Annotated in this window: 14 protein-coding genes; all 14 read left to right on the top strand. The window is 26.1% G+C overall.

Translation table 11 applies throughout. The features are described 5' to 3' along the window. The first annotated feature begins 58 nt into the window (after positions 1-58). A complete protein-coding gene (locus EGD97_RS01830) occupies positions 59-1,207 on the top strand; it encodes an aminotransferase class I/II-fold pyridoxal phosphate-dependent enzyme (RefSeq protein WP_078681567.1) in 1,149 nt (382 codons plus the stop codon). A gap of 216 nt (positions 1,208-1,423) precedes the next feature. Beyond that, a complete protein-coding gene (locus EGD97_RS01825; RefSeq protein WP_078681568.1) occupies positions 1,424-2,302 on the top strand; it encodes a YicC/YloC family endoribonuclease in 879 nt (292 codons plus the stop codon). 15 nt (positions 2,303-2,317) lie between these two features. Then, complete coding sequence (remA, locus tag EGD97_RS01820) at positions 2,318-2,593, top strand: extracellular matrix/biofilm regulator RemA (RefSeq protein WP_078681569.1); 276 nt, start codon at positions 2,318-2,320, stop codon at positions 2,591-2,593. After that, entirely contained in the window at positions 2,593-3,222 is a 630-nt protein-coding gene (gmk, locus tag EGD97_RS01815; RefSeq protein ID WP_078681741.1) for a guanylate kinase, read from the top strand. The genes remA and gmk overlap by 1 nt, the downstream gene beginning before the upstream one ends. After that, complete coding sequence (gene rpoZ, locus EGD97_RS01810) at positions 3,203-3,421, top strand: DNA-directed RNA polymerase subunit omega (protein ID WP_078681570.1); 219 nt, start codon at positions 3,203-3,205, stop codon at positions 3,419-3,421. Before gmk ends, rpoZ begins: the two co-directional genes overlap by 20 nt. After that, positions 3,422-4,606: a bifunctional phosphopantothenoylcysteine decarboxylase/phosphopantothenate--cysteine ligase CoaBC gene (gene coaBC, locus EGD97_RS01805; RefSeq protein WP_078681571.1), complete on the top strand. Its 1,185-nt coding sequence runs from the start codon at positions 3,422-3,424 to the stop codon at positions 4,604-4,606. It abuts the gene before it with no gap. Between the two features lie 82 nt (positions 4,607-4,688). Next, a complete protein-coding gene (priA, locus tag EGD97_RS01800) occupies positions 4,689-6,890 on the top strand; it encodes a primosomal protein N' (RefSeq protein WP_078681572.1) in 2,202 nt (733 codons plus the stop codon). A gap of 22 nt (positions 6,891-6,912) precedes the next feature. Further along, positions 6,913-7,365 (top strand): peptide deformylase, encoded by a 453-nt coding sequence (def, locus tag EGD97_RS01795; protein WP_078681573.1) that lies wholly within the window; start codon positions 6,913-6,915, stop codon positions 7,363-7,365. Continuing rightward, the gene (fmt, locus tag EGD97_RS01790) at positions 7,362-8,291 is read left to right on the top strand and encodes a methionyl-tRNA formyltransferase (RefSeq protein ID WP_127836397.1); all 930 of its coding nucleotides are present in this window, start codon (positions 7,362-7,364) and stop codon (positions 8,289-8,291) included. The genes def and fmt overlap by 4 nt, the downstream gene beginning before the upstream one ends. Positions 8,292-8,330: 39 nt before the next feature. Further along, complete coding sequence (locus tag EGD97_RS01785) at positions 8,331-9,011, top strand: zinc metallopeptidase (protein WP_127836396.1); 681 nt, start codon at positions 8,331-8,333, stop codon at positions 9,009-9,011. 121 nt (positions 9,012-9,132) lie between these two features. Further along, positions 9,133-10,458 carry a 16S rRNA (cytosine(967)-C(5))-methyltransferase RsmB gene (gene rsmB, locus EGD97_RS01780; RefSeq protein ID WP_127836395.1) on the top strand — a complete coding sequence of 442 codons (1,326 nt, stop codon included), beginning with the start codon at positions 9,133-9,135 and terminating at the stop codon, positions 10,456-10,458. Positions 10,459-10,466: 8 nt separating this feature from the next. Continuing rightward, positions 10,467-11,516, top strand: a complete 1,050-nt coding sequence (gene rlmN / locus EGD97_RS01775; RefSeq protein WP_078681742.1) for a 23S rRNA (adenine(2503)-C(2))-methyltransferase RlmN — start codon at positions 10,467-10,469, stop codon at positions 11,514-11,516. Between the two features lie 2 nt (positions 11,517-11,518). Then, positions 11,519-12,262 (top strand): Stp1/IreP family PP2C-type Ser/Thr phosphatase, encoded by a 744-nt coding sequence (locus EGD97_RS01770; RefSeq protein ID WP_078681577.1) that lies wholly within the window; start codon positions 11,519-11,521, stop codon positions 12,260-12,262. Then, positions 12,237-14,177, top strand: coding sequence for a Stk1 family PASTA domain-containing Ser/Thr kinase (gene pknB, locus EGD97_RS01765; protein WP_078681578.1), 1,941 nt, complete (start codon positions 12,237-12,239; stop codon positions 14,175-14,177). Before EGD97_RS01770 ends, pknB begins: the two co-directional genes overlap by 26 nt. Positions 14,178-14,202 lie beyond the last annotated feature (25 nt).

Genomic DNA, 14,202 nt, shown 5'->3' with positions numbered 1-14,202 from the left:
AACACTTATTAATTTTTTGAATAAAATAATAAAAAATTAATAAGTTGGAGGAAAATTAATGATTTTTAATAATAGGCTAAATAATATATCTGAATATCATTTTCAAAAGTTAGAAATGATAAAAAAAGAGGCATTAAAATCAGGTAAAAAAATTATAGATTTAAGTATAGGGGATCCAGATTTACCTGTAGAAAATGAAATTATACAGGCCCTTATAGAGAGTTTAAAATTAAAAAATTTTAATAAATATCCCCCTTATGAAGGTATCGAAGAATTAAAAAAGGCTATAATTAAATATTATAAAGAAGTATTTTCAGTAGAACTTCAATTAAATGAAGTTTTAATTCTTATTGGTTCTAAAGAAGGTATAAATAATATTATACCAGCTATATGTGATATAGGTGATTATGTAATAACTCCTATACCTTCATATCCTGTATATAAAACTTGTTGTCACCTTTGGGGTGTTAATACTTATGATTTACCTCTTTTTGAAAAAAATTCATATTTACCACAGTTTAACAAAATACCAAAAGAAATTTCAAATAAAAGTAAAATGTTAATATTAAATTATCCTAATAATCCGACAGGGGCCATAGCTAATAGTGATTTTTATAAAGATGTAATAAAGTATTGTGCAAAAAATAATATTGTATTATGTAATGATGGAGCTTATAATGAAATAATAAAAGAAGGAGAAAAAACACTAAGCATTTTACAATTTGATGAAAAAAAACAATGTATAGAATTTGGTACATTTTCTAAAATATATAATATGACAGGTTTTAGAATTGGATATGCTGTAGGAAATAGTAATATTATTAGATCTTTATTAAAAATAAAAAGTAATGTAGATTCTGGACAATTTATACCAATACAATACGCTGCTATAGAAGCATTAAAATTAAATAGAACTTATGTAAATAAAATAAGAAAAATATATGACGAAAGGAGAACTGCTGTTAAAGAAATTTTAGAAAATCATAATATTCATTTTTTTGATGGTGAAGGGACTTTTTATATTTGGTGTAAAACTCCTAATAAATTTACTACAGAACAATTTTGTGAAGAGCTTTTAATTAAATACGGAATAATAGTAACTCCAGGAATTACATTTAGTGAATTTAGTAAAGAATATTTCAGGATATCTTTAACGCAGGATACAGGAAAAATAGTTAATACGCTTAATAAGTTAGAAATATTTTAAAAAATTATAAAACTATTATTATATAAGTTATTTTATATTAAGATATTTACTTATAGATGTTTAACAAAGGTTTTTTAAGCTATATTTAAATATCTATAAGTAAATTTTATAAAATGTAATATACAATTATGACTTAAATTTATCTTGCAATATAAGGGAAGAGTTATGTATAATTAGGTAAGAACTGAATACTGGTATGGAAGGATGAACTTAACAATGTTGAAAAGTATGACCGGATTTGGTAGGGGGAGTATTGAAGAAAATTCTAAAAATTTTAGTGTAGAAATTAAATCTGTTAATCATAGATATTTAGAGATTAATATAAAAATGCCTAGAAATCTTTTGCCTCTTGAAGAAAGAATTAGAAAAGTAGTTTCCCAAAAAATAAACAGAGGAAAAGTTGATATTTTTATTACAGAAAAATCACTTACATATAGTAATACTAAGGCAAATTTTAATTATGTTTTAGGAGATAGTTATATAAAATGTCTTAAAGAAATTAAAGAAAGATATGAAATAAAAGATGATATTTCAGTATCACTTATATCAAGGTTTCCTGATGTTATTACATTAGATCAAGAGGAAGAAAATTTAGATGAAGTTTGGAATATATTGTATGTGCCTTTAAATGATGCTGTTAATCTTCTTTTAAGCATGAGGGAGAAAGAAGGAAGTAAGTTAAAACAGGATATACAAAAAAGATGTGACTATATAAAAGAGTTAGTAGATAAAATCTCTGAAAGATCGCCATATGTAGTTAAAGAATATAAAGAAAAATTAGAAAAAAGAATAAAAGATTTAACTAATAATACGATTATAGATGATAATAGAATTGCATTAGAAGTTGCAATTTATGCAGATAAATCAAATATAGATGAAGAAATAGTAAGATTAAATAGTCATATATTACAAATAAAAGAAACATTAGATTTAGATGAACCTATAGGAAGAAAATTAGATTTCATAGTTCAGGAAATGAATAGAGAAGCAAATACTATAGCATCTAAAGTTAATGATTTAGACTTATTAAATATGGTTTTAAATATAAAAAATGAAGTTGAAAAAATCAGAGAGCAAGTACAAAATGTTGAATAAATTAGGAGGAAAGTTATGAGCATCAAATTAATAAATATTGGGTTTGGCAATATTGTATCAGCAAATAGATTAGTAGCTATAGTTAGTCCTGAATCAGCGCCTATAAAAAGAATTATACAAGAAGCAAGAGATAGAGGAATGCTTATAGATGCTACTTATGGAAGGAGAACAAGAGCGGTTATAATAACAGACAGCGATCACGTTATATTATCTGCTGTGCAACCAGAAACTGTAGCACATAGATTATCAACAAATAAAGAAGATATTGAGATAGATGAGGTTGAAGAATGATGAAAGAAAAGGGACTTTTGCTTGTTATATCAGGACCCTCTGGTGCTGGTAAAGGGACTATATGTAAGGCACTTTTAGATAAAAATGATTTTTGGATTTCTGTATCTGCTACAACCAGACAAGCAAGGCAAGGAGAAATCCATGGAAAGAATTATTATTTTATAAGTAGAGAAGAATTTGAAGAAAGAATTAAAAATAATGATTTTTTAGAGTATGCAGAAGTTTATGGGAACCTTTATGGAACTCCTAAATCTAAAGTTATAGAAATGCTTGAAAAAGGGAAGGATGTTATATTAGAGATTGACATTCAAGGTGCATTAAAAGTAAAAGAAGCTTTTCCAGAAGGAGTTTTTATTTTTATACTTCCACCTTCTATGGAAGAATTAAAAAAAAGAATTATTAAAAGAGGAAGCGAAACTCCTGAGTCTCTTATGACTAGATTTAAATCTGCATATAAAGAAATTAATTATGTATCAAAATATAGCTATGCTGTTGTAAATGACGAAATAGATGAAGCTGTTAAAAAAATTGAAAGCATTGTAATTGCTGAAAGATGCAGAGTGGATAGATTAAAAGATACTATTTTAAACTCAAAGGAGGAATTTATTCATGAACAACTCTATGATTAATCCATCTATTGTAGATTTATTAAAAAAAGTTGATAATAGATATTCTTTAGTGATAATAACGTCTAAAAGAGCAAGACAAATTATAGCAGGAGATAAGCCTTTAATTGATGTAGATAAAAATAAGCCTCTTACTGTTGCTATAAATGAAGTAAATGCTGGTGTTATCACTTATGAAACATTGAAAGAAGGAATAAAATAAATGACTTCTTCAAAGTGCGTGGTAATAGGTGTTTGTGGCGGGATTGCTGCTTATAAAGCTTTAGATATAGTAAGTAACTTAAAAAAAAATAATATAGATGTTAAAGTTATAATGACTCAAAATGCTTCAAAATTTGTAACACCACTTAGTTTTCAATCTCTTAGTCAAAATATGGTTACACTAGATATGTTTGAAGAGCCAAAAGCTTGGGAAATACAGCATATATCTCTTGCTAAACAAGCAGATTTAATGCTTATAGCTCCAGCTACAGCTAATATTATAGGTAAAATAGCCAATGGTATAGCTGATGATATGCTTTCAACTACTATAATGGCTACTAAAGCTCCAGTAGTGTTTGCTCCAGCTATGAATACAAATATGTATAATAATCCTATAGTTCAAAATAATATAGAAAAACTTAAAAGTTATGGATATAAATTTATTTCTCCATCTAATGGAAGATTAGCTTGTGGTGATATTGGTGAAGGCAAATTGGCAAACACAAAACTTATAAGTGATGTTATATGCAGTATGATATATGATATTAAAGATATGAAAGGTAAAAAAGTACTTGTAACTGCCGGACCTACAATTTCTCCTATAGATCCGGTTAGATTTATAAGCAATAGGTCTAGTGGCAAAATGGGATATGCAATTGCTGAAGAAGCAAGAGATAGAGGAGCTGATGTAGTTTTAATATCAGGACCTACTAATTTAGATATTCCTTTTGGAATTAAAACAATAAAAGTAAATACAAATGAAGAAATGTATAAAGAAGTATTGAAGTATTTTGATTCTTCAGATATTGTAATTAAATCTGCTGCTGTAGCTGATTATAAACCCAAAGAATATTCCACTAATAAAATAAAGAAAAAAGATGATATTTTATCTTTAGATTTAATAAAAGACACTGATATTCTATATAATTTAGGTAAAATTAAGAAAAATCAAATATTGGTTGGATTTGCTGCAGAAAGTAACGATATAATTACTAATGCTAAGTCTAAGCTTAAAACTAAAAACTTAGATTATATTGTAGCAAATGATATTACGGGAAAAGATATAGGATTTACTTCTGACTATAACAAAGTTACAATCATAAATAATAAAGGTGAATGTTTTCACTTAAATAAAATGTCTAAAAAAATGGTGGCTAGAGAACTTTTTAATATAATAAATACATAAATTATTATATTCTTAGGGGCAAACTTGATTATTTAAATCAAGAGTGTACCCTTTTAATTTATTCTTTATAAAGGGTGATTAAGTGTATAAATATGCTGGAATTATAGTAGATAATATATCCGCTCAAGTTGATAAAGTTTTTATATATTCTATACCTGAAAATTTGAGAGAAAGAATTGAACTTGGAATTAGAGTAAAGGTTCCTTTTGGAAATTCTAACAAAAAAATTGATGGATTTATTATAGAATTATATGAAAATTATGAAAGTAAAATTAATATAAAAGAAATTGTAGAAATTTGTGATAATTATTCTTTTTTAAATGCAAAAGATATTGAACTTATTAAGTTTATGAGGGAAAATTATTTATGTACTTATTTGGAAGGAATAAAAGCTATAATACCTAATAGTGTAATTAAAGGCAGAAAGGAAAAAAAAAGAGATGTAGTTTTTGCTTCTAATTCACTTGAAGGTAAGTATAAAAAAGATCCATATATTAAAATATATAATATAGTTTTAAATAATAATGGTTTATATAATAAAAATGAATTAAAAAGAATTTATAAAATCTCAATTTCTTCTATTAATACTTTGATTAAACATGGTTTTTTAACAACTAAAGAAGTCATATTAAATAGATATGATAATAGAAGTTTTAATAATTATCCTAAAAAGATTTTAAATGAAGAACAGCAAATTGCTATAAATAAAATTAATAAATCAAATAATAATGTTTTTCTAATTCATGGTATAACGGGTAGTGGAAAAACAGAAATATATATGCAATTAGTTAGTGAGATGATAGAAAAAAATCGCGATTCAATTGTTTTAGTCCCTGAAATTTCTCTAACCCCTCAGATGGTAGAAAGATTTAAAGGTAGATTTGGGAAGGATATTGCTGTTTTTCATAGTAAGCTTTCAGAAGGTGAAAAATTTGATGAATGGCTTAGAGTAAAAAATGGTAAAGTTAAAGTTGCTATAGGTGCTAGATCTGCAGTATTTTTGCCTTTTAATAATTTAGGATTAATAATAATAGATGAAGAACATGAATATACATATAAATCTGAAAGTGATCCTAAATATAATACTTTTGAAATAGCTAAGTTTAGATGCAATTTAGAAAACAGTAAACTTATCTTAGGTTCTGCTACACCTTCTATAGATACTTATTACAAAGCAAAAAATGAAGAAATAGAACTTATAAGTTTAAAAAATAGAGCTGATAATGCAATGCTTCCTAAAATCGAATTAGTAGATATGAGAGAGGAACTTATAGAGAATAACAAATCAATATTTAGTAAAAAATTATACAATGAAATGAAAAAATGTTTACAAAAAGGTGAACAAATAATATTATTTTTAAACCGAAGAGGATATTCTACATTCATTTCTTGCAGAAAATGCGGATATGTGTTTAAATGTGAAAATTGTGACATATCATTAACTTATCATAATGAAAGCAATATTTTAACTTGCCACTATTGTGGAAACACAAAGAAGGTAACCAATATATGTCCTAAATGTAAAAGTAATTATGTTAAATATTTTGGAATAGGAACTGAAAAAATTGAAACAGAAACAAAAAAATATTTTCCAAAAGCAAGAATATTAAGGATGGATTTTGATACAACAAGGGGAAAAAATTCATACGAAAATATTTATAATACATTTAAAGAAAATAAAGCAGATATTCTTATTGGTACTCAAATGATCGCTAAAGGATTAGATTTTAAAAATGTTACTTTAGTTGGAATTATAGCAGCAGATTTATCGCTTAATATTCCAGATTATCGTTCTGGAGAAAGAACATTTCAACTTATAACACAGGTTGGAGGAAGAGCTGGAAGAGGAGATAAACCTGGAAAAGTTATAGTACAAACTTATAATCCCGATAATTATAGTATTACAAATGCTATTTCTAATGATTATGAAAATTTTTATAACGAAGAGATATCTATAAGAAAAGATATGAATTATCCGCCTTTTTCAAAAATATTTTCTATAAATTTAAGTAGTAAAAATGAAGAATTATTAATAAAAAATATACAAAATATTGGTGTAATATTAAAAAATATTATTAATAAAAATGATAAAATAGAGATGCTAGGGCCATGTCCTTGTTCAATATCAAAAATAAATGAATATTATAGGTGGCATATAATTTTAAAAGGAGAAATATATAATGATTTAATGCATAATGTAAAAAATATTATATACGATTTAACAAAAAATTCTTATAATGATATTAGAATTAGTTTGGATATAAATCCTAACAGCATTTTGTAAAAATAAATTGGAGGTATAAATTATGGCAATTAGAAATATAAGAGTTCTTGGAGATGAAATATTAAGGAAAAAAAGTAAAAAGGTTGATGAAATAAATACTAGAATTAAAATTTTGATTGATGATATGCTTGAAACAATGTATAAAGCTAATGGAGTAGGACTTGCTGCTCCACAAGTTGGAATTTTAAAAAGAATTGTAGTTATAGATGTTGGTGATGGCCCTATTATATTAATTAATCCAGAAATTATAGACTCTCAAGGTGAATATTTGGATGAAGAAGGGTGTTTAAGTATACCTGGGCAACAAGGTAAAGTTTTAAGGCCAGAAAAAGTTAAAGTTAAAGCATTAAATGAAAAAGGAGAGGAAATCATAATAGAAGGTGAAGGTCTTTTATCAAGAGCTTTATGTCATGAAATTGATCATCTAGATGGAATATTATATATAGATAAACAAATAAAGGGTGATATTAAATGAAAATAGTATTTATGGGTACACCAGAATTTGCTGTACCATCTTTAAAAAATCTTGTAAATAATTTTAAAGTAGAGGCTGTATTTACTCAACCAGATAGACCTAGAGGAAGGGGACAAAAATTAAGTATATCTCCTGTAAAAGAAGAGGCATTAAAGTATAATATTCCTGTATATCAACCTAATAAAATAAAAAAAGATATGGAAAGTATAAATGTTTTAAAAAAAATAAATCCTGATTTTATTATAGTAGTTGCTTTTGGTCAGATACTTCCAAAAGAAATACTTGATATTCCTAAATATGGATGTATAAATCTGCATGCATCACTTTTACCCAAATATAGAGGTGCTGCTCCAATAAATTGGGCGGTTATAAATGGAGAAAATAAAACTGGTAATACCACCATGCTTATGGATTCAGGATTAGATACAGGAGACATACTTTTAAAAAGTGAATACAATATTACTGAGGATATGACTGCTGGTGACGTACATGATATATTAATGAAAGACGGTGCAGAGCTTTTAATAAAAACTATAAATGGTATTGTTGAAGGGAAAATTACACCTAAGAAACAAGACAACTCTGAAAGTAGCTATGCTCCTATGATTTCAAAAGAAATAGCAAAAATAGACTGGAATTTAAAAGCTAATGATATTAAAAATTTAATACGAGGTTTAAATCCTTATCCTGTTGCATTTACACAATATAAAGATAAAATTATGAAAGTTTATAAAAGTACTGTAATAAATAAAAAAGCTAATTATAAACCAGGATATATACTTAAAGTAAGCAAAGAAGGAATAGAAGTAGTTTCAGGAGAAGGAATATTGTGCATAAAAGTAATTCAATTTCCTGGAGGTAAGCCAATGTCTGTTGAAGAATATATTAATGGTAATACTATTGAAGAGGGAGTTATATTATCATAAAAATTATTATAATAATTTTTGTATGAAAGGAGGATATAAATGTTTTATGATTATACTTATATAATTTTAGTACCAGCTTTAATAATATCATTTTGGGCTCAATTAAAAATAAATTCAACTTTTAGTAAATATTCAAAGATTAATAGTATTAATGGATATACTGGAGCACAAGTAGCTAGGATGCTTTTAGATATAAATGGTTTATATGATGTTCCAGTTGAAGTAATTAATGGACGATTATCGGATCATTATGATCCTTCACGTAGAGTTATGAGATTGTCTAGAGATGTATTTTATGGTACTTCCGTGGCATCTATAGGAGTAGCAGCACATGAAACTGGTCATGCAATACAACATAAAGAAAGATATGCTCCTTTAACTATAAGAAATTCCATAGTACCTATAGTTAATATTAGTTCAAATTTATCATGGATTTTATTTATTTTAGGAATTATACTCGGGTTTGCAGATTTAATCAATCTTGGGATAATACTTTTTAGTGCAGTAGTCTTATTTCAGCTTATTACTCTTCCAGTGGAATTTAATGCTTCAAGAAGAGCTCTACAGTCACTTAAAAGCAGAGCTATACTGTATGAAGAAGAATTAAATGCTGCTAAAGCTGTACTTAAGGCTGCAGCTATGACTTATGTGGCTGCTGCTTTAGTAGCAATTTCTCAACTTTTAAGACTTATTGTTATAAGTGATAGAAATAGAGATTAAAATAAAGTTTTTATAAAAATTTAACTTATACATGTACTTATAATAATTTTAATTTATTATTGTGCATGTATAAGTTAATAATTTATATAAAAACCTTATAAAATAAGGGGTAGATAATTTAATGAATAATTCTAGAGAGATAGCAGTAGAAGTATTAAATTTAGTAATTAATAATAATTCATATTCCAATATAGTGTTAAATTTAAAATTAAAAAAATCAGATCTAAATGATAAAGATAAAGCATTAACTACAGAGATTGTATATGGCACTTTAAAATATAAATACACTATAGATAAAATACTTTCAAGTTTTTTAAAATCTTCTATTGAAAAACAAGATAATACTATATTAAATATATTAAGAATATCAATTTATCAAATTAGATATCTATCTAAAATACCTGATTTTGCAGTTGTTAATGAAAGTGTTGAAATTGCCAAAAAATACAAATCTATAAATGCTTCTAAATTGGTTAATGGTGTTTTAAGAAATTATTTAAGAAATAAGGATAAAGTTTTTTATGATAAAAATGATAAAATTCAAGAATTATGTTTTAAATATTCTTTTGAACCATGGATGGTAAAAATGATTATAAATCAGTATGGTAGTAATGCAGAAGAAATATTTAAAGGATTAAATTCTATACCTAATATAACTGTTAGAATAAATAATTTAAAAACAAATTATAATGAAGCTTTTGAAAAGCTAAAACAATATGGATATAATATAGAAAGAGGTGTAATATGTAAAGAAGCCTTACGAATAATAAAAGGTAAAAGTATAGAAAATAATCCATTATTTAAAGAGGGATTTATAACAGTACAAGATGAAAGTGCTATGCTTGTAGCACATTCTATGGATATAGTATCTGACATTTTTATATTAGATATGTGTAGTGCTCCTGGAGGGAAAACAACGCATATAGCGGAACTTATGAATAATAGTGGGAAAATTTATGCCTTTGATATATATGAAGATAAATTATCTTTAATTAAGAATACTGCAGAAAGATTAGGTATTACTAATATTATTTGTAAAATTAAAGATGCTACTGTGTTTGATGAAAAATTTATAGATAGTGCTGACAGAGTATTGATAGATGTTCCATGTTCAGGTCTTGGAATTATAAGAAAAAAACCAGAAATTAAGTGGAATAAAACTATACAACAATTTAAAGATATTCAAAAAATTCAAAGAAATATTATGGAAAATGCGTCTAAATATGTAAAAAAAGGTGGAATATTATTGTATTCTACTTGTACTATAAATAAAAAAGAAAATGAAGAAAATATTAAGTGGTTTTTAAATAAGTTTACAAACTATGAAATAATTCCATTATTTTACGGTAAATTGGACAATATTATATATACTGATTATGGAGTTACTATATTGCCAAACAATTTTATGGATGGATTTTTTATAGCTAAGTTAAAAAGATTATGGTAGGTGCTTATATGATAAATATTCTTGATCTAACTCTTGAAGAATTAAAAATATGGATGAAAGAAAATAATGAAAATGAATATAGAGCTAAACAAATTTTTGATTGGATTTATAAAAAATATATTTGGGATTTTGAAAATATGAAGAATATCCCAAATGAATTAAAAACTAAATTAAAAAATTCATTTTATATAGGAATTCCTAAAATAATACAGGTTTTTAAATCGAAATTAGATGAAACAAAAAAAATGCTACTTGAATATGAAGATGGAAATATTATAGAATGTGTAGTTATGAAATATAATCATGGAAATTCAATTTGTGTTTCAACACAAATTGGATGTAAAATGGGATGCAAGTTTTGTGCATCAACTATAGAGGGACTTGTTAGAAATCTTACCTGTGGTGAAATTTTAGCTCAAGTATTAGTTTCTTCTAAAGAAATAGGAGAAAGAATTTCTAATGTTGTTTTAATGGGAAGCGGAGAACCTCTTGAAAATTATGATAATGTTATTAAATTTATAGAAGTTATAAATGCAGACTATGGACTTAACATAGGTCAAAGACATATAACTTTGTCTACTTGCGGTATTGTTCCTAAAATATTAAAACTTGCAGATAGAAATATGCAAATAACTTTAGCTATTTCTCTTCATGCCTTTAATAATGAATTAAGAAAAAAAATAATGCCTATAGCATATAAATATTCAATAGAAGATATAATATCAGCTTGTAATTATTATATAAAAAAAACTAATAAAAGAATTACATTTGAGTATGCTTTAGTTGAAAATGTAAATGATAAAAAAGATGATGCTGAAAAACTTGCTAAATTACTTAAAGGAATGTTATGTCATGTAAATTTAATACCTATTAATGAAGTAAAGGAAAAAGAATATAAAAAGCCATCTGTAGAAAATATAAAAACTTTTTATAATACACTTACAAAATTAGGGATAGAAACTACTATAAGAAAAGAAATGGGATCAGATATTAATGCTGCTTGTGGTCAACTTAGAAGAAGATATTTGCAAAACAGAAACAATGAAAAAGAGGTGTAAAAATGGCAGGGATGTTAACTGACCTAGGAAATGTTCGTGAAATAAATGAAGATTATTTAGGATATCATGAAGACATAGAAAAAAGAATATATGTTATTGCGGACGGAATGGGCGGACATAATGCTGGAGAAATTGCCAGCAAACTTGCTGTAGATACAACTATAGAATATATTAATTCTATTTGTTCATTAGATGACTTAGAAAAAGTATTAAAAGAAGCTATACAATTTTCAAATAAAAAAATTTATAATATTTCCAAAACAAAAGATTATTTAAATGGAATGGGAACAACCATAACTGCTTGCTTAATAAGTGGAGGAAAGATGGCTGTTGCTAATGTGGGAGATAGTAGATGTTATATTATTGATGATAATAGTATGCGCCAAGTTACAAAAGATCATTCTTTAGTGCAACAACTTTTGGATGCTGGAACTATAACCGAAGAAGAAGCTTACGTACATCCTAACAAAAATATAATAACTCGTGCATTAGGTACATTTTATGATGTTAAAGTAGATACATGTTTAATAGATTTAAAAAATGTATATAAGGTTATGTTGTGCACTGATGGTTTATCTAATTCACTTACAGACGATGAAATGTACGAGATTATATTAAATAATGATAATGATACAGCATGTTATAAGTTAGTAGAATTGAGTAAACAAAGAGGTGGAAAAGATAATATAACTGTCATTATTTTTGAAGGAGAGTGCAAGAATGATAGGAACTTTGCTGGGAAATAGATATGAAATTATAGAAAAAATTGGGGAAGGAGGGATGGCAGAAGTATATAAAGCTAAATGCAGACTTTTAAATAGATTTGTTGCAGTTAAAATTTTAAAGGAAGAATATTCTAAAGATAAAGAATTTGTAAATAAATTTAAAGCTGAGGCTGCATCTGCAGGAAGTATTTCTCATAATAATATAGTTAACATATATGATGTTGGTTCTGAAGGAACTTTAAATTATATAGTTATGGAATATGTACAAGGAATAACTCTTAAAGAATTGATAATTCAAAATGGGAGATTAGATTATAATAGAGCTATAGATATTGCAATTCAAATTGCAAAAGCAATAGAATGTGCACATAAAAATAATATTATACATAGAGATATTAAACCTCAAAATATATTAGTAACTAGTGAAGGAAATATTAAAGTAACAGATTTTGGGATAGCTAAAGTTTCTAATTCTGTAACTATAACAAATACTAATAAAGTTATTGGATCGGCACATTATTTTTCACCAGAACAAGCTAAAGGAAGTTTTGTAGATGGAAGAACAGATATATATTCATTAGGAGTTGTAATTTACGAAATGGTTACTGGAAAAGTACCCTTTGATGCTGAAAGCCCTGTATCTGTTGCGTTAAAGCATTTACAAGAACCTGTTATTCCGCCTAAACATATAAATGGAAATTTGCCAGATGGATTAAATAATCTTATACTAAAAGCAATGGAAAAAGATCCAATTAGCAGATATCAAAATATAAAGGATATGTTACTTGACTTACAGCAAATAAAAAATAACTCAGATTATAAAATTGATACTTTTGATTCATATTCAGATCATACTAAAATAATGAATCCAGTAACTGATTGTGAAATAGAAGAAAAAGAAGATGAAAATAGTGTTAAGAAGAAAAATTCTAAGAAACCAAAATTAAAATCAGCTTTAATTTTGGTACCTCTTGGTATATTAATAGTTATAATATTCTTTTTTGCAGGTTGGTATATTATGAGTAAAAGCTCAATTTCATCTAAAACTAATGAAAATACAGTATCAGAAACGGTTACAGTACCTTCTGTTGTTGGAATGACGGAATATGAAGCAGAAAAAGCAATAAGAGACAAAGGATTAGAGCCTGTTATAGGTTCAAGAGAAAAAAGTGATAAACCTGCAGGTATTGTAATAGCTTCTAATCCATCAGAAAATACAAATGTAAAATCTGGTTCGAAAGTTACAATTTATGTTAGTTCGGGTATGATGGAAATTAAAGTACCTGATGTCAAGGGAACAGATGTTAATGTGGCGATTAGTATAATTGAAAATAGCGGATTTAAAGTTGGAGAAAAAACTTATGAATTCAGCACTACTATTCCAGAAAATTCTATAATAAGTCAAACTCCTGAAGCGAATTCTTTTTTAGAGAAAGGTTCTAAAATTGATTTAGTTATAAGTAAAGGTCAAGAGATAATTTATACCAAAGTACCAGATTTATTTAATTTAACATTAAAAGATGCTGAAAATCTTTTGATAAGTAATAATTTAAGGTTAGGAAATAAAACTCCTATAGAAACTACAGATAAAAATCTTGATGGAAAAATTGTAAATCAAAATCCAGCGCCTAATGCTTCAAACATAAAAGAACAAAGCCAAGTTGATGTAAGTTACTATGTATATAAAGAAGAAAAAATAACCGTGCCTAATTTTATAAATAAAACTTTAAGTGAAGCTAAAACTGAAGCAGCTTCTTTAGGTTTAAATTTAGATGTTAAAGGTAAGGATAATGATATTGTAATTGAACAAAATCCTGCTCCTAACACAAAAGTATCTAAAGGAGAAAAGATAAAATTAAATACAAAATCTATTGAACAAAATCAAAATATAAATCAACCAAATCAAACAAGTCAAAACGATCAAGTAAATCAATAATTAAAAAATATTGCAAAGGAGGAAA

The organism is Clostridium prolinivorans (genome assembly GCF_004011155.1).
GTDB classification, from domain to species: domain Bacteria; phylum Bacillota; class Clostridia; order Clostridiales; family Clostridiaceae; genus Clostridium_AT; species Clostridium_AT prolinivorans.
The sequence above is the reverse complement of the archived record's forward strand: the minus strand, read 5'-3'. Positions and strand labels throughout refer to the sequence as shown.